Origin of the sequence: Bacillus sp. 3103sda1 (assembly GCF_024159135.1) — a bacterium.
GTDB lineage: Bacteria > Bacillota > Bacilli > Bacillales > Bacillaceae_G > Bacillus_A > Bacillus_A rhizoplanae.
Window position 1 is genome coordinate 2,712,248 of record NZ_JAMYWS010000001.1, and the last position, 17,337, is coordinate 2,729,584.

The following is a 17,337-nucleotide window of genomic DNA, read 5'->3' on the forward strand; positions in this document are numbered from 1 at the left end:
GATGGAGAAAAATCAACATGTGTTCTCAAATCGTTCTTTTTTATGTTTATGGCTCGGGGAAACCATTTCTGAACTTGGAGGAACGATAGGAGCGCTATGTAATTCACTGCTATTATACGAAATCACCGGATCAAAATCGGCTATGGGGACGCTATGGTTAACGTATTTTATCCCGTCTTTAATTCTTCAACTCTTTATCGGCCCTTTCATTGACCGGACAAGCCGTAAATATATTATGCTATGTTCTCAAATTTTAAGAGGAATTGTGTTCTTCTTACCTGCTCTTCTTATGTTCTTGGGGCAGATTGAGATATGGAGTTTGTTTGTTATTCAAGTGGTACTTGGAATTCTACAGCCTCTTTATGTTCCAGCTGCATCGGCCCTGCTTCCTACGATTGTACAACAGGACAGATTAACACAGGCCAACGCCTGGATTGATGGAACAATGCGTACCATGAGTTTCTTAGCTCCTACATTAGTAGGACTCATAATAGCTTACATAGGAACTTTGTCTACTTACATAGTGGTAGGAATTTTATTTCTTATAAGTGCCGGTAGCCTTTCTTATCTCCATGAGCCTTCGGTTATACACGATAGTAAAAAAGCTACTTGGTTAAAACAAATCATTGCCGGATATCAATACTTTTTCAAACAACGTCCGCTCAGATGGCTTGGTTTCTTTACTTCTTTAGTCCAATTTAGCGTCGGGGTAACGATGGTAATCAATGTTCCTTATATAATAGAAGAATTAAAAGGGACATCTTTTTCATACGGCCTATTTATGGGAAGTTTTCCTTTAGGGTATGTGGTCGGTTCTTTTTTAGTAGGTAAATGGAGAAATAAATGGCCGCTCAGATATATTATGCTTTCAGGTCTTTTCATGGGCGGACTATCTTTTTTCTTACTTGGCTTTGTAACATCCTTTCCTCTTGCAGTTTTGTGCGAAATTTTTGGAGGTGTTTGTTTCCCATTTTTCAACATTCATCAAACGAGTCTCCTTCAAAAAACTGTCCCTTCTCACCTTATGGGACAAGTATTTTCTGTTCGTCTCTTTTTAATTCGAGCTACTATGCCTTTAGGTATTCTTTTTGCGGGACAAATTGTAGAAGTCTCTGGCATCCGTCTTTTGTATATCATGATTGGTAGTTTCATTATCATTCCTGCTTTATTCGGTATGTTACTTCCCTTCTTTTCCTTTTTAGATGAAGAAAAACATGATGTTATTAATATTTAATTTTCTTTACAATATAAACAAAGGCTGAGAAATTTTTGGCCTTTGTTTATATTTCCTTATCAGAAGTTATTATTTTATTTATATAAACAAGTATTAGACTGTTTAAAAATAGTTGTAAACTTAAAAAGTATTTTCTGCACATGAAAGCACCTTTTGTTAGCATAAAACCAATTTATTGTAAAACCTTTAAAAGTTCCCCCAGAAGATTTGAAGAAACTTCCCATTCATATAATTAGTATTATCGGCAGTGAAAAGAACATCCAACAATTATCTAATGATATTCAAATCATTTATTTAGACAGAGTAATTCAGTGAGTTTAAGTTGTTCGTAAACATCGATTTCTGGATCAACCGTAGAACGAAGTTCATAGCCTTCCAATAAACTGATAAGCATGTTTACCATCACACTAACTTCTATATCGGTACGGACTTGTCCTAACTCCTGGCCTCTACGAAGGATTTCTGACATAAAGTCTACCCAAGCACGATATTGTTCCATTAGCCATTCCCTAATAATTTGATTTTTCCGAGACAGAACAAGGATTTTATGATACACAAATATCCATAATGATTGATCTGCTCCTCCTTTTCCTGTGTGTACTCGATGCATCAGTCGGTTTAATATCAATTGAACATTGCATGTTTCATCCGACAATTCCTTGAAAGTCTCTTTTACAATATGATCAAACTCTCGGTTTAACCGAGTCCGCATAACCTCATATAGCAAATCTTCTTTGCTCTTAAAATGGACGTAGAATGAACCTTTTGTTTTTCCAGTCCCTTTCATTACATCATCAATACTCATCGCCTCATACCCTTTATCTGCGAGGAGCTGGAATGCAGAGTCTATTATCTTCTTTTTTGTTTCTTCACCTGTTGTGTACTTCATATGAATTTCCCCTCTTCTTCAATTATCAGATATAAAAAAACGAACGCTAATTAGTCCAATTTACGAATTATTGCCCATTTTTGGCATGAATGAACTCTAATGTTTAATTGAATTTTATCAGATAATTTATAAAATAAAAACTTTTTACAATTTCTACATTGACTTTCCAGATAATTCTAATTAGAATGAAAACATACTGACCGATTAGTATGTTTTTGCAAGTCCTGAAAACATACGAACCGGTTTGTATGTTTTCAAATACCAATATTTTGAAAGGGGTCTTGAGATGTTTAGAAAAATTAGTACGGCTGTTGCTACTATAATTTTTGCTTTCACTACGTTTCTTTTTAGTGACCATGCACAGGCTGCTACTTCTTCGACGAACAGTACTCATGTATCACAAGACAATTCTTCAGGTTTAGTGCAAACATCGGAAGTTAAAGAAGAATCCATCACAGCATTTTCCACGAGAGGATTACCTTGGTACTTTTCCTATGCATTTGATTCGAATTTAAATGGTGCTACTAGATTTTATTACGATTCCAGTAAAGGTCGTTTAAAAGTATCCTTGTCTTCTAGAACTCCATACAATCCTGGCTATTCGGGGAACTTTAGAGTAACAATAATGAAAGATCCAACAGTTGGTTGGGATTATGCAGTTAGCCATGCAGATTATCCACGAAATGGTTCAAAATCTGTTATTTATACTTATCAATACGGTGGATCACGACTACCCTCTGGTTACTATTGGTTAAAATTCACAAATCCACACCCTTGGCCTTATATAACGGGATCCGGAAGTGCAACTTACTATTAATGAATAGAAAGACCCTAGTAAGTATTGATTTGAAATAAAGTTTAACTGTTTTGAAAAAATTTTGATTAAAACACAGCCTTCTTTTTTATGAGAACATTGATAAATCAAGGTTTCTAAAACAATTTTGATCAAACTTTATTTCAAAGCTACAAAAAAAATTTCCCCTATTCTATCAAAATATCAATCTTAATTATTACAAAAGTTACCTTTTGTGTGTTGAAATAGAAAAAAGTGTAGGAATTTTTTCAAATATATGTATGGAGGGAATGCATTGAAAAAATTTATTACTGCTACCTTAGGTCTAGTTATTGCACTTTCAACTTTCTTTTTTAATAGCGGTACAACTTATGCTGCAGTTGCTAATGGATCAGACCCGATTGCTACAGGATGCGCTAGAGATGCAAAAACAATACCTGATTTGTATAACACCAGTTGGTATAGTGGTGCTATGGTTGAACTTCGCTATAGCCCTACTTGTAGAAGTGCTTGGGCAAAATTAACTCTTGGTGGCGATCCAGCAGCAAGAGAAGGATGGGCACAAATTAAACGAAGTGATGGCGTAACTTATTCATATTATGCTAAAAAATCACTAGGACAAACATCTTGTTATACTAAACAGGTTAATGATGCAGGGTATATCGCAAATGCTAGAGCTAATGTTTACTTTTCAAGTGGTCATTGGGAATATTTATATACTGGTTGGTATTAATTCTTTAGTTCAATGCTAAATTTAATATATCGAGAGCGTGTTTTGATCAATCTTTTTTCAAAACACGCCCTTTCTTTTTGCTCGTTTATCAAGGTTTATAGTATCAATTTGATCAAACATTATTCCAAAGCTACAGTAAGCTAGGGTCTTTTCTGATAATACACACTTATACATGTAAAGCTAACATAACGCGACATTGTAAATAATCAATAAAGAGGCTAAGCCTTTTTTATAAAGGATTAAGCCTTTTTCTCTATTGAAAGCTTTATGCAAAAATGTATACATGCTTGTTTTAGTATGTATGATTTCTCAGAATTCCCCTTATTTCCCTTATAAAAACCTCATATCTACTATTTAGTCTAATACTTTAGTTTAAATCATTTCTTCACACTCACACCCAACTTTAACATAAATATCCAATTTCGTTTAGAAGTCTTATTTGTTGCTTTAGAATATAGAAAGTTTATAAAATTACTTCAAAAGCATCTTTGAGATCAGCTTTGATATCCTAATCAGTAAAAATACAAAATATCTGTTCTTTCATTTTTTGAAAGAACACTTTGGGGAGAAATTTACATATGACATATAAACGCAATCGATTACTGTACGCAATGATGACCATCATTGTAATTGTATTAGGGCTATACTCAAGAAAGATGGCTCATGTGCTACCACATATTTTGAATACATATTTAGGCGATTCACTATGGGCTTTAATGATTTTTGTTGGTTTTGGATTTATTTTTAAAAGAGCTCATACAAAAACCGTTGCATTACTTGCTATATCATTTTGTTATATCATTGAAATCAGTCAATTGTACCATGCTAGTTGGATCGATCATATTCGAGAAACAACTTTAGGCGGATTGATATTAGGTTATGGCTTTTTGTGGAGCGATTTATTAGCTTATGGGATAGGCATTGGCATAGGTATTATAAGTGAACTTTTGTTTGTAAAGATTCGAAAACCTAGCAATCTCACTTAAACTAACCTCTTATTGTTCTACCTTAATTTTCGATTTTATCCTTTTGTCATCAGCAGTCCTTTTTTATTAGTCAATCATGCAGGAAGTTGCTGCTTCATAACGAATAAATGATAAAAATAAAAAGGGGCTGTATATTATGTACATTTATCATAATGGACTCATTATTCGCGAAGGAACGAAAGGAATCCCAGCTTCTGCTGTGAAGAGTTTGTTTCAGGATGCTGGTTGGGTTGGAAATCATACTCCTACATGGCAAGATGAACGCTTCACTTTAATATTCGAAAACTCTACTTGGGCTTTCACAGTATGGGATCATGAGGAAATGATTGCGATGATACGAGTCATATCAGACCAAATTATGGCCGCTATGATTATGGATGTAATCGTAAAAAGTGACTATAGAGGACAAGGTATCGGAAAAAAGCTCGTAGAGTTATGCTTACAAAAGTTACCTCACGGTGATTGGTTTGCAAATACCTCAGCAAATAACTTTGATTTTTATAAAAAATGCGGATTTGAAGTAAGGGATCTTTCTCAAAACGGCGCTTGTGCATACTATGGATTTGCAGAAGCAAGAAAACAAGGACACAGATAAAGTGAAACTTCCATCAGTGGGGGGCTTCATCCCCACCGATGGTTAGTTGAACCAATCGGGCTTTTACGGGCAGTTGTCCCCCGCCTATCTTCTTCGTTTCTCTCTGCATCTTGAGGAGGAGGGCTTAATGCCCGTTAATGCGGGATAAAAATGAGAGGAATCAAAAGGTTACATACCATACACTTTTGATTCCTCTCATTCTCTACTTATCTCCTGCTTACAATTCCAAAAATGAATTTGAGTTCATTACGGTTCTTTTTCATTTTCTTAAAACCTTCTTTTGTATCTATAATGAAACAATTTTTCCCTACCCAGCATCTCATATACGCTGATTCAAAATGAATGGGTTTCACAATACCACGCTGCTCCGTTTCAGTTCCATCATCATATTCTATTTCCGTTCTGACAAACCACTTATTCCCAATCCCAAACTCAATATACTTCAATTGTAATTCTCCCTGTTAAAATGTTTATAAGCTTATAGATTAACATAATTATATTATGTTAACTTTTCGTTTCTTATATCCTCTCTTAGACATACTACTTGTTCTATGGATGAAATGTAGAATCCTTCTTTTATTACTCATTCACAAATCATAACAGTTCTATTTATGAAACTGACTACTAGCAAAACTATCAATGCATTGTCTAATTAGTACCTAATTAAGTTATTGCATAAATACAAGTGTTAGTTAATGTCTTTCCATCTGCCGATAAATCTTCATTCTTTAGTATCCCTTCTAACTCAAATCCTAACTTTTCAGGGATAGAGCGACTTTTAAAGTTTGTGGATTCACACCTAATTTCAATTCTTTTAAATTGAATTTGGTTTAACCCAAAGTTGGTTAATCCTTTTACAGCTTCTACCATATATCCATTTCCACTAAACGGTGTGTTAATCCAGTATCCAATTTCACATTTAGGAATGTCCCAGTCTATTCCTTGAAGGCTTGCTGTTCCAATAAAATCATTGGTATCTTTATGAAAAATAAGAAAACGAAAGCTCTCTCTTTTTAAAAACTTAATATGCGCTTCTCTCAAGTTGATTTCTGTTTCTTCAACAGCAGGAATGTTCTGTGCAAAGGGTAACCAAACTTTTAATTCATTAAAGGAATTTTTTATTGCTGCATTTACAATCCTTCCGTCTCCAGTTTGTAAGGGCGCTCGTAGTATAAGTCTTTCTGTTTCTATTTGAAATGGAACATCTAATAATATTGGATTCATTACAATACTCCTCCTTTTATAAACTTTCTCAATTTAGAAAATAAAAAACTCCCACCCCCAAGATTATGAATCTTGAGGACGAGAGTTGTGCTCATCGTGGTACCACCTCAGTTTATTGATATGTCACCATATCAACCTCTTCGGGTACGGCAAATTGCGTATACCCTATCTCTATAACGGGAGAACCCGTCGCATTATCCCTAATCATCTTAGTTCCGTACGAAGCTCCAAGTCTTTTTTCATTAAGAACGCTATCTCTCCTTCTCAGCTACTGGAGTTCTCTGTTACATAGCATTTCTTAATTACTCTTCTCTTCATCGCTATTACTATTTCCTATTATTAATTGCATCAATAATAATCAGAAAATTGATTATTGTCAAATGTTTTTTTGATTATTATTAGTAACAAGTTTCATCGTTTCGTCAGTCGTATATTGAAGTTGAATAGCAAACGAGTGTAGGTTACTTTTTATTCTGCATAGCAGGGATTTAGATGTCGAAAAATTAAAATGGATTTATATAGGTACAACAACGTACGAAATCCTCCTCTTATACTAGAGGAGGATTTTATCAAAAATATAAAGTGAAACTTTAATCAGTGGGGGTTCTTCATCCCCCACTGATTATTAGTTGAACCAATCGGGCTTTTACGGGCAGTTTATCTCCCGCCTAACTTCTTTGCTTTCGCCGAATTTTGAGGTGGGAGTATTACTGCCCGTTAATGTGGGATAAAGATGGCATTACTCCGAACAAGTATGTAATGCTTTCATAATCTTATCTGCCGTATTCTTTCCATTCCCTATGCAAGCTCCAATGCCTACACCATAATATGAAGCACCAGCTAAGTAAACATTTGGAAAAGCAGCTGACAATTTCTCATTCAAAGATTGAACTGCCTGATTATGTTCTAAATGATAATTTGGCATTAAGTCTTTCCAGTTTGTAACTTCAACAATCTGCGGCTCACCCTGAATTCCAAGACTTTTTTTAATATCAGATAAAGCAACTTGAATGAATTCTTCTTTACTATTATTTTTAATCTTTTCATACGCTGGATTTGAACTTTTATAAAACATTCTTACTAATAAGTTTTGTTTATTTGATGTATGCTTCCATTTCCTACTTGTCCATGTACAAGCATCACAATATAAATTACCATTTTCTGAAACAATAAAGCCTGTCCCATCTGCCGGTAATTGATTATCAGGTATTTCAAATCCTAAATAAATACTAATAAGAGATGAATTTTTGAATTTATTGAAATCACTGTTTAATTCGGCAGAATTTAATACTGCTTGTGCAATATCGTGAGGAGCAGCTAAAACAATGTAATCCGCTTTTATTTTCTCTTGATTCGAAAAAGAAACTTCATACCCATTACCGACTCTACTTACATTTGTCGTTGTTACTCCTTTTCGTATTTCCGTCTTAGTCAACACCTCTTCTAACCGATTAACAATCGTAGAGAGTCCTCCTTTGAACGATAAAAACTTTTTATTTCCAGCTGCCTGGAATTGTTTTTTGTTCACTTCAAACCCTTTAATAATACTGCCGTATTTATTTTTATAGTCAAGTAAATATGGTAATGTAGATGCCATTGTAAGTTCATTTAATTTACCGGAATATACCCCTGAAAGGACAGGAGAAATTTGCTTCTCAACTAATTCTTTTCCTAAAAAGCTTTCTAAAAATAAAGCAAGCGATGTATCTTTCGTAAAGCCTTTGTTTTTAGTCATAAAATCTTTCAGTGCAATAATTTTCCCTTTCGTTGAGACTAACGTACTGTTAAACAACGACTCTACACTTGTAGGGATTCCAAATACTGTATCAGCGGGAATAGGATGTAACGTATCCTCTGAATAAATGTAAGAAATACCAGTTTCGTTATATACCATATCATCTTCTAGATTCAGTTCTTTTACAAGAGGCATCACATTTTCATTTCGAGCAACAATTGAATCTGCTCCTGTTTCCATAATAAAATCATTTTCTTTTACACTGTGAATTTTCCCGCCTAAATACTCCTCTTTTTCTACAAGGATCAATTTTAAATCTATATTGTAATCCTTTTTTAATCTTTCTAAGTAAAACATAGTAGAGAGTCCCGTAATACCTCCACCTACGACAACAACTGTTTTCATATCTACTGAGCTCCTAATCGATACTATAAATTGATAAATTTCTTTATTATTATACCCAAAAGTTAGCTTTCTCGACTAGCAGCTTACACAGTCCGTAAAAAATTAGACAATATATACGAACACATTTCAGGTTGATTATGATGTACTGGGTGATTTGGCAAAAGGAATAACTGCAATATGACAACTCTTAACTTATAAAACTTCTAAAGCATCTCTTATATTACTCACACAATTATTGAGTGAATATTCTTTATTATCTTATACAAAATCTAGTAAATCATTAAAACAAGTAAAAAGTCCGGTTATGTATAAAACATAACCGGACTTATCACTTAAAATAGGTAACTCCTTTAATCATTTTTTACTAGGGTAGTACTCTTTAACTCTCTTTTTAATACCTTTCCTAAAGCATTTTTTGGTAATTCCTCAACGAATATTACTTCTGGTATTTTATAGCTCGCTAATTTTAGCTTACAGTGCTGAATAATATTTTCTTCTGATAATGATGTGTGAATGTCTTTCACGATATAAGCTCTTGGAATTTCTCCCCAAAAATCATCTAGAATTCCAACTACTGCAACTTCTAACACACCACTTATTTCATGAATTACTTCTTCTACTTGATCTGGATATACATTATCGCCACCATGTACAATCACATCTTTGTATCTTCCCATTATATATAAGCATCCGTCTTCATCCAGCATCCCGGCATCACCCATGTAAAACCAATTATTCTTTACTACTTTTCTTGTTGCCTTCTCGTTATTCCAATAACCTTTAAACATATATGGGCTTTTTACAATAATCTCTCCAACTTCATTCGCAGGTAATTCTTCTCCTGTCTCTGGATGAATAATCTTTACCTCTACATGTTTAATAGGTTTTCCTACAGAAGAAATTTTTTCTTTCCCCATTTCTGGTCTCCATGAACTTACGATCCAACCTTCTGTACTACCATATGCTTGTACCATAAAGATTCCTTTCTCCGCATACTTTTGTATAAGAGTTTCAGGTACTTTTGTTCCACCACTTTGTGCTACTTTGAAAGAAGGAATATTACGTTCTTTTTTATTTAATTCATCAAGCATATAACTGTACACAGCTGGAAACGCAAGCATAGTTGTAATCTTCTCTTTTTCAATCGTATCCCAAATGAGACTAGGATTTGAGTCAGATAGAAAAATCATCGTGATACCGTAATAAATACAATTTAATATAGAAAGTACACCACTCATATGAAAAAGTGGATGCACGGAAAGAAAACGTCCGCCTACTGGAACCTCCCTTTGGCCTGCAATTTCCGTAAAATAATAATGTAAATTTCTATGACCAATGACACATGCTTTCGCATTTCCGGTTGTTCCAGAAGTAAATAAAAAAATCGCATCATCATCTTCATGAACTTCTACCATTGGTTCCGTCTTCGGCTGGTCTTGTAATCGTAATTCAAATAAATTTGATACTTCCATACTTTCCCCAGTTTCTAGTACATGTTGAATTTCTTTTACTGCTTCAACTTTAGATAAAACTTCGTTAAATTCAGCATCATAAAATAATACCTTTAGCTTCGCTTCTTTTACAATCGTTTCTAATTCATAAATAGTAAGTTGATGATTAAAGGGTATGAGTACGGCACCGATTTTTAAGCTTGCCATCATAATCGTTGGAAACGGATGATTATTTTTACATAAAACACCGATACGATCTCCTTTTTGCACACCGCTGTTTAACAAGTAATGCGCAAGCTGATTTACTCGTTCGTTATATTCTTTAAATGAATATCTTGCCCCTCCACCAACAAGTGCTTCAATACTTGGTGATTGTGTTGCTCGTTTTTGTAATAATTGTTGCATTGTACGCAAGAAAAACACCCCTTTTCATTTTCAGGCTTTTATTTTACTATATTAATTATTAATTTACTAAAGATTAAATTTAGTGAATTTAACTTAATCAAAAAAATATCCCTTTACCTAGCAAGTATCGGAATATTACTTATCATAATTATTCGTTTTGTGGAAATTTGAAATTATCTTTTTATCACCTATTATGAGGATTTTTAGTTTGATTCCATTCCTAACTCATTCATAATGTGATCAACTGTTTCATGCGGTTGTTCTACACTATTATCAATCCATAATCCAATATGCGGAGTAGTTTTTAAAAACTCTTCTCGTAAACCATCAACGTTAAAGCCAATATAACCAGCCTTGCCTCTATTACGTTCTCTTTCTCGGATAACATTAGCATTAGGAATTAAAACAATAGGTGCCACTTTCTTAGGAGCCATTAATTCTAGAATATACGGAAGTTTTTCACCATAGTAATTATCTTGCACAATAACAGTAAAACCCGCATTGCTGTAACCTTTTGCAACTTCTGCTGTTAGTTGATAGCGCAAATCTAGCTGATTTTCAGCTTCCTCACTAGAATTTCCGCTCATTTCTTTTCGGCCAGAAACAATCATTTTACGAAAGATATCCCCACGTAAGTGTACTGACTTCTCAAATTTTTTTGCCATCAATTCTGCAACAGTAGATTTGCCACTTGCCATCGGTCCAGTAATTAAATAGATCATTGAAATCCCTCCGTTAGTTATTTAGTTCTGCACTCGAATCCCCTTTCAGTTATATAGTGGAATGTGTTGTATTGAAAGAATTACGACTTGGCATAATTCTTTTTCTTTAATTTTACAAAAAGACTCTTATTACATGTTTATTATATGTAAATTCTCTGGATACACATTTTTTGATCAATTTAAAATGCAAAAAAGTAGTTTCAATTCTATGAATTGACTATTGATCTTAGTGGACATATAAAGGGTGTTTTTAGGGATGCATTTTTTCTAATGGGGTCACCATATATGTCCATCAACTTAAGAATTTAGGATTACCCCAAAACAAAAAGAACTCACTATATAAATATATACATAGTGAGTTCTTTTTTATTATTCTTTCATTTTTTCTGCGATCGCCAAATTACGTAAATAATCCAATAAAGGTTGTACTTCCTGCGGAGCTGTTACATCGGTAAATGAAAAGGATTTTGGCTCTTTTCCATCTTCTATCCTTAGCTGATAAGAAAAAGCATCTGCCCATTTGGTTGTAACAACCTCTAATTCACTTGGTTTAAGATTTAAAATATTAGCTTGCTTGATTAAATCAAGTAATTCCTTAGCTATTTCCTTTGGTAACTCGACCGTATTTGTCTGAAAGGTTAAATGGAGATTAGCGATTCCCCCGATACAGCTAAATTGGATATGCATATGAATATTAAGCCTCCAACTTCATGATAAAGAATATGTCTAAGAAGGTATTCCCACCGTTTTAAAAGCAGATTCTACTGTTTTTGCAGCCGTTTTAGGAACTTCTCTACTATCAACAAGTTTTTGCGCTGCTTTAATTACGATTTGTGCAAATTGATTGAAGTTTGTAGTTGTAAATAAATTTTGTATTGCATTATACCATATCAAAGCTGCCTTATCTGTTCCAATCTCCATAGATACAAGATAAAACACCTTGTTTGGTATGCCACTATTGATATGAACACCATGGTGATCAAGATCTCCTTGATAATAGTTTTTCATATGATCAGGTTGCATATCCTTACCCATTAGTTGGTTATCAAATGCAGTACCAGGTGCTTTCATTGAACGAAGTGCTTGTCCTTTTAGTGTTGGTCCCATTATATCAGCACCAATTAGCCAATCCGCATCTCGTGCTGTTTCCTTTAAATAAGATTGCTTAATTGCTATTCCGAACACGTCCGAAATATGTTCATTTAAAGCTCCGGGTTGTCCTTCATACTCTAATCCGTTAGTGAATTGAGTAATACCATGTGTAAGTTCGTGCCCAATAACATCGAGTGAATTTGAAAAACTTGTGAAAATAATTCCATCTCCATCACCAAACACCATTTCATCACCGTCCCAATAGGCATTTTGAAAGTTGTGCCCATAGTGAACATTCAGAATGAGATCTAGCCCATTGTCATCAATAGAATTACGGTGGAACACATTCTTAAAATAGTCACGCACAATTCCAGCATAATCGTACGCATGGTTAACCACAGTATCCCCACTTGATCTGTCTCCTTCTTTTCTAACCTCATTCACTCTAAGGTTTGTCCTCCCTTTGCAATCGTATACATGGCGGGCAGACTCACCTCGCGTTCCTGTTCCAGCATCAGTTAAGGCGACAACACCATCAATATTATATTCTTTCAAAATTCTACGCTTTCGAACTTTTAGACTTTTCTCTAAAGTAATTCGTGCTGCTTCTACTTCATTTTGTGCTAAATTCTCCAAAATGTAGTTAGGTACAATAAAACATTTGCAATTATTATGCGTACACCGTTTTGTATGCAAGTTTTACACCCCTTCCTAAATAGTAGTAAAAACAACTCGATTAGCTTTTTCTTATTACATTAATTTGAAACCCTTTTTAGTAGAGCTTTTCTAATATCCTAATCTTGCTTGTATATAATTCTTCTACTATTTATATAGTGATTCCTTGTTTTTTTCCTATTTTATATAAACATCGTGACTTTATTTCAAACCTAGAAAACCGAAATCTGTATTCCCACGAACAACTATGGAGAGATGAAAATTTCAATTTTGGGAACAGGAAATTTCTTAACTTGATAGCGATAGGGTCCCGCCCACATTTTAATGAAAATATATGCTAAGTAAATTTCGATATGAAAACTCCCGCCACTTATCTTCTTCGGATCTTGAAGTGGGGTTTCTCGTGTATCACCTTCAAGAGATGCTTAACACGAGTGGAGTTGACACAGCTGCCTGATGGCACAACCCCTCTATTCCATCAGCAAACGCCTTTGGAACTGCTTTTTTTAGGATGTTATAGGAACCATTCACATCTGCGTTTAGTAGAAAATTCCCTTTCGTACGATACAATCCACGTTTGATCCGTTTCCCACTGAACTCAGGAATGTTTTCCTCACCGTAAGTTGGGATTTCATCATTGTCTAGAAAGGAGGTCTTGCTTGTATACGATTCTTCTACGACTTGTACAGTAATACTTTTTCGTTTTGCTTTATAGGTGATCATTTCAATGAGTAGATTATGCGGGATGTTCCCTGTATTCGTTGTGATAGTTGCAATGTTATTGATCGCTAAGTCAATACTCATATAACGATTGTTGTCAACATACTCAGGTGCTGGCTCGGACTGTTCTGTCACAATTTCCACTTTAAATTTCCCGTAAGCAGGGGAAACACGTACCTCTTTGAGATTTTCGATAGATCCGAACAATTTACCGACATTTAATCTTATCTTGTTTTTGGAAAACGAATGTACTTATCTTGGAGTATACATACTTGATTCGTGAATACAATTTCTTTCATAGATGATTTGATATATTTTGGAATGCGAGGTCTACCCGTAAAAGTGGAAGGATGTTTCATATATGCCTTGATGGATGCAAGAAATGATTTCCAGTTTTGATATAACTTCTTCATAACCGCTTGATTCGTTTACGCTGCCAAGTTCATATAATCTTGTTGTTTCATTGTTTTAAACAAACAATCCAGATAGTTATACGATAGGAATGATCTCTCTTTTGTAGGGAATGCAAACAAATTACACTTGATTTCGTTCCGTTCTTCTACAGGTTTTTCTTTCTGTTTTTGCAAACGTTTTTGGTACGCACGAAGTTGATTTTCATTCATGGTTTCGATGTACATTTGTAATGTATGGAGGACTTCTTGTTGAAGTGGCTGTAATGGTTTACCAGCATGTAAGGCCGTATATACTTGGCGAATATAGAAATTCGTTGTATTGTAGAGATTTTTTGCATTTTGACACATTTCCATGAAGTAGGCGTACAATTTGTGACCTTGCTTAATCCAAATTTGATAGGTTGCATATTCTTTTTCTTTCGTCATGATTTTCACCTCCCTCTCCTCTTTCCTTCATGATACTACAAAACGCCCAAAAAGAGAACATATATTCGTATCAATACCAAAAATTTTTTATGAATGTAATGGCAATTCATCCCCACCTTAAACCGGGCTATGCCCTGCGCGTTTTGAAGGTGGGGTTTTCTTCATCCCCCCACTGATGGAGATCTCTCACCAATCGGGCTTTTACGGGCAGTTATCCCCCATCTATCTTCTTCACTTCTCTCTCAATTTTGAGGTGGGAGATCTTACTGCCCGTTAATGCGGGATAAACGATATTCCATAAAGGCTTGATGGCAATGGAGCGGGACCCAAATTAAAGTTTTTTAAACCTAATTGGACTTACCATTAAGAGAGCAAGGATTAAGGTAATCCATGCATTACTATATGAAAACAAACTCATACCGGCCAATGGTAATCCAGCAGCTGGGATAGGTAATCCCTTAAAATATCCAATAGTTGGTTTAACACTAAATTTAGCTAATCTTAAAGCACCCATCATTGGAAAAAGGATAAATGCCAAAGAAGTTAAAATAGATGGTGCTGCTATCGAATGAAATAGAAGTGCAGGAGCAACTCCAAAACTAACAATATCAGCTAAGGAATCCAATTCTACGCCAAACTCACTATTCACTTTTAATTTTCTCGCAATCCTTCCATCAAGAAGATCGAAAACAGCCGAAAAGAAAATAAAAATGGATGCTGCTTCCAAAAAGCCATTCATATTCAGGGTAATTGAAAAAACACCGCACAATAAATTTCCGAGCGTAAATAAATTAGGTACAGCTTTTACTATCCGATTGAACAAGGTTGTCCCCCCTAAGTTAATCAAACTTCCTATTTATGTAGCATTTTCTATATATTCTTCCGTTATTCTTATTGAACTACCCCCACCTAAAATCCTAACGAATTTTTGAGGAAGGGGATTCCCAAAAGGGACAACTAAGACAAAATGCTTAGAAGACCATACCCATTCAACAAGGTATGGTTTTTCTGCTTTCAAACTTAGACAAACCTTTTACTTCCAAGTCTGTAAGAGCCCCTGGAGGAAAAAGTTCGTTCACAGAACGAATCTTGTTATGGTTCGAAAGCTCCATCTGATAGAATGTGTGAACACGCAAATCAGACAGGATGCCAGACAACCACTTCCATTGCGCCCAATGATGCAGACCTACCATCTTCTCCGGTAATAGTGAATACAAAATTGGTGGAAGTTTTTCTTTAAATCCCATTGCCCTTCTAGCAATGACATAAGAAGCTGCTTGATGAATACTGATACCAAAACGTTTCATGTATTTGATTTTACCAATTTGAGAAGTGTACGCTGGATTTACCTCAAATACTGCTACACCTATCTTCTCAGCGCGGATTTTAATAGCTGAAATCATCTTTTTGTAAGCAAACATGCTCATCATCATGTTTGCTTTTTTGTTGCCATAAGGGTTCTTAACCTTTGCTTTTGTTGTGTTTAATTTTTCTACAATAATCGGTTTGTTTGCTTTTACAGCAATATCAACTAATGCAATGGCTTCTGCTTCCATAATTTTAGTAATTTGTTCTGATGTTTTACCTAAAATATCAAAGGATAATACACCCGTTTTTATGAGTTGTCCTTGTCTATTGATGTTTGACCAAGCAAAGTGATCAAAATTACAGTCTACTCCAATGACACCATCGGATTTGCTAAAGTTTTTATTTTGGTTCTCTTCAATATCTATTAAGCATTTAAAAATGTAGTAATCCCCGTGGTCTTCAATTGCCCAACTGATTGGTTTTCCTGCATTCTTTTTATCTTTGCAATTCCATTGGTTTTGAACAGCTGCATTCACTTGTTCTTGTCCATACGGAAATGTAAGGTTCGGAATTTCAACTGCAACTCCGTTTGGTGTTGTAAAGTGTAAAAATTGTGATTCTGTATTGTATGTAAATACAAAGTTTCCTGATTTCGCATCTTTTCGACCTGAAATCAACATTTGATTGTAACGGGCATTTTCAAAATCCTGAACCCAAAGGGTATGATTTTGAACATAAGTATCTACAGTATGTTGTGCTTTGAATCGTTTTTTACTCCCAAATACAACAGAAGAAACTTTGTTTTTTAAACTATGAAGTAGTTTTTGTAGTCTATCCAACCGAAATTCAAGGCTTCCTAAACGAGAACGAAGTGTTTGAATACGCACATTTAAATATTCATGCTCAAATTGATAGGCATGATAGTAAATATCTGTTCTCTTTTTAAATTGCACAACAAAATATGGTCCAATTTGTTGTTCTTTGGACGTTTTATTGAACTTTGGCTTTCCTTTGATAAAAGATGTTTTCATTTTATTCAGCACTGTCAAATCTGACTTGGTTTTCTTAATCTTCTTTTTTACAGCTTTAATCTGTTCATCTTTATTTTCGATATACAATTTCTTCAATTCTGTCTGAGAAGAAAACAGTGCATTGGCTTCCTGTACAGCACTATTTGCATAATAGTCATTCAGACTAAATCGTGATTTTACAGTAATTTGCATACTATCAGAACGTCTGGAGGTGCCAGAACGTTTTTCTAACACTTGCGTTTGGAAAGCGAAATGCTTCGCACGATTAAATACGAAAAGAGCCTGTCCAATAGCTTCAACATACTTCGGATTCAGTGCATTCTTATAGATACGAATTGAAAAATATGCTTTTTTCATTGGACACACTCCTTTCTTGTTTTGTATACAAAAAGTATACCAAAAAGGAACATACGTTTCTATTTATATACTTAAAAAAACAAAAAAGCGATTCATCCTCCACCTACCGCTTCGCGCTTGAGGTGGGGGTCTTCTCGCCAAAT

Annotated in this window: 15 protein-coding genes, 1 pseudogene and 1 other annotated feature; of the genes and pseudogenes, 5 read left to right on the forward strand and 11 right to left on the reverse strand. The window is 34.7% G+C overall.

The window, feature by feature from the left end; translation table 11 throughout:
* The first annotated feature begins 1 nt into the window (after position 1).
* Positions 2-1,234, forward strand: coding sequence for an MFS transporter (locus NKR74_RS13445; protein WP_253629886.1), 1,233 nt, complete (start codon positions 2-4; stop codon positions 1,232-1,234).
* Positions 1,235-1,520: 286 nt separating this feature from the next.
* Here NKR74_RS13445 and NKR74_RS13450 read toward each other — a convergent pair whose 3' ends face one another.
* Positions 1,521-2,123, reverse strand: a complete 603-nt coding sequence (locus tag NKR74_RS13450; RefSeq protein WP_253629887.1) for a TetR/AcrR family transcriptional regulator — start codon at positions 2,121-2,123, stop codon at positions 1,521-1,523.
* A gap of 286 nt (positions 2,124-2,409) precedes the next feature.
* On the opposite strand from NKR74_RS13450, the gene NKR74_RS13455 reads away from it, so the two are divergent.
* The 4 genes from NKR74_RS13455 to NKR74_RS13470 all read left to right on the forward strand — a co-directional run bounded on the left by NKR74_RS13455 (position 2,410) and on the right by NKR74_RS13470 (position 5,230).
* Positions 2,410-2,940: a hypothetical protein gene (locus NKR74_RS13455; protein WP_253629888.1), complete on the forward strand. Its 531-nt coding sequence runs from the start codon at positions 2,410-2,412 to the stop codon at positions 2,938-2,940.
* 271 nt (positions 2,941-3,211) lie between these two features.
* Entirely contained in the window at positions 3,212-3,649 is a 438-nt protein-coding gene (locus NKR74_RS13460; RefSeq protein ID WP_253629889.1) for a DUF2690 domain-containing protein, read from the forward strand.
* Positions 3,650-4,227: 578 nt separating this feature from the next.
* The gene (locus NKR74_RS13465) at positions 4,228-4,635 is read left to right on the forward strand and encodes a ribosomal maturation YjgA family protein (protein WP_253629890.1); all 408 of its coding nucleotides are present in this window, start codon (positions 4,228-4,230) and stop codon (positions 4,633-4,635) included.
* Between the two features lie 136 nt (positions 4,636-4,771).
* Positions 4,772-5,230, forward strand: coding sequence for a GNAT family N-acetyltransferase (locus NKR74_RS13470; protein ID WP_253629891.1), 459 nt, complete (start codon positions 4,772-4,774; stop codon positions 5,228-5,230).
* A gap of 206 nt (positions 5,231-5,436) precedes the next feature.
* On the opposite strand, the gene NKR74_RS13475 is transcribed toward NKR74_RS13470, so the two are convergent.
* The 10 genes and pseudogenes from NKR74_RS13475 to NKR74_RS13520 all read right to left on the reverse strand — a co-directional run bounded on the left by NKR74_RS13475 (position 5,437) and on the right by NKR74_RS13520 (position 17,194).
* Positions 5,437-5,676, reverse strand: a complete 240-nt coding sequence (locus NKR74_RS13475) for a DUF3977 family protein (RefSeq protein ID WP_253629892.1) — start codon at positions 5,674-5,676, stop codon at positions 5,437-5,439.
* A gap of 217 nt (positions 5,677-5,893) precedes the next feature.
* The gene (locus tag NKR74_RS13480; protein WP_253629893.1) at positions 5,894-6,454 is read right to left on the reverse strand and encodes a GNAT family N-acetyltransferase; all 561 of its coding nucleotides are present in this window, start codon (positions 6,452-6,454) and stop codon (positions 5,894-5,896) included.
* Between the two features lie 71 nt (positions 6,455-6,525).
* Positions 6,526-6,781, reverse strand: a binding site (T-box leader).
* 412 nt (positions 6,782-7,193) lie between these two features.
* Entirely contained in the window at positions 7,194-8,594 is a 1,401-nt protein-coding gene (locus NKR74_RS13485) for a protoporphyrinogen oxidase (RefSeq protein WP_253629894.1), read from the reverse strand.
* A gap of 350 nt (positions 8,595-8,944) precedes the next feature.
* Entirely contained in the window at positions 8,945-10,459 is a 1,515-nt protein-coding gene (locus NKR74_RS13490; protein WP_253629895.1) for a class I adenylate-forming enzyme family protein, read from the reverse strand.
* Positions 10,460-10,653: 194 nt separating this feature from the next.
* Positions 10,654-11,172: a phosphotransferase-like protein gene (locus NKR74_RS13495; protein WP_253629896.1), complete on the reverse strand. Its 519-nt coding sequence runs from the start codon at positions 11,170-11,172 to the stop codon at positions 10,654-10,656.
* A 369-nt stretch (positions 11,173-11,541) separates the two neighbouring features.
* A complete protein-coding gene (locus tag NKR74_RS13500) occupies positions 11,542-11,859 on the reverse strand; it encodes a protealysin inhibitor emfourin (RefSeq protein WP_253629897.1) in 318 nt (105 codons plus the stop codon).
* Between the two features lie 39 nt (positions 11,860-11,898).
* Positions 11,899-12,960, reverse strand: coding sequence for a M4 family metallopeptidase (locus NKR74_RS13505; protein WP_253629898.1), 1,062 nt, complete (start codon positions 12,958-12,960; stop codon positions 11,899-11,901).
* A gap of 393 nt (positions 12,961-13,353) precedes the next feature.
* Positions 13,354-14,498, reverse strand: a pseudogene (locus tag NKR74_RS13510) (zinc ribbon domain-containing protein).
* 331 nt (positions 14,499-14,829) lie between these two features.
* Positions 14,830-15,321 (reverse strand): CDP-diacylglycerol--serine O-phosphatidyltransferase, encoded by a 492-nt coding sequence (pssA, locus tag NKR74_RS13515; RefSeq protein ID WP_253629899.1) that lies wholly within the window; start codon positions 15,319-15,321, stop codon positions 14,830-14,832.
* A 166-nt stretch (positions 15,322-15,487) separates the two neighbouring features.
* A complete protein-coding gene (locus NKR74_RS13520; protein WP_253629900.1) occupies positions 15,488-17,194 on the reverse strand; it encodes an IS200/IS605 family accessory protein TnpB-related protein in 1,707 nt (568 codons plus the stop codon).
* Positions 17,195-17,337 lie beyond the last annotated feature (143 nt).

Coding starts and splice junctions, on each gene's coding strand:
- NKR74_RS13445 (WP_253629886.1), top strand. CDS start 2: ATGGAGAAAAATCAACATGTGTTCTCAAATCGTTCTTTTTTATGTTTA.
- NKR74_RS13450 (WP_253629887.1), bottom strand. CDS start 2,123: ATGAAGTACACAACAGGTGAAGAAACAAAAAAGAAGATAATAGACTCT.
- NKR74_RS13455 (WP_253629888.1), top strand. CDS start 2,410: ATGTTTAGAAAAATTAGTACGGCTGTTGCTACTATAATTTTTGCTTTC.
- NKR74_RS13465 (WP_253629890.1), top strand. CDS start 4,228: ATGACATATAAACGCAATCGATTACTGTACGCAATGATGACCATCATT.
- NKR74_RS13470 (WP_253629891.1), top strand. CDS start 4,772: ATGTACATTTATCATAATGGACTCATTATTCGCGAAGGAACGAAAGGA.
- NKR74_RS13480 (WP_253629893.1), bottom strand. CDS start 6,454: ATGAATCCAATATTATTAGATGTTCCATTTCAAATAGAAACAGAAAGA.
- NKR74_RS13485 (WP_253629894.1), bottom strand. CDS start 8,594: ATGAAAACAGTTGTTGTCGTAGGTGGAGGTATTACGGGACTCTCTACT.
- NKR74_RS13495 (WP_253629896.1), bottom strand. CDS start 11,172: ATGATCTATTTAATTACTGGACCGATGGCAAGTGGCAAATCTACTGTT.
- NKR74_RS13500 (WP_253629897.1), bottom strand. CDS start 11,859: ATGCATATCCAATTTAGCTGTATCGGGGGAATCGCTAATCTCCATTTA.
- NKR74_RS13520 (WP_253629900.1), bottom strand. CDS start 17,194: ATGAAAAAAGCATATTTTTCAATTCGTATCTATAAGAATGCACTGAAT.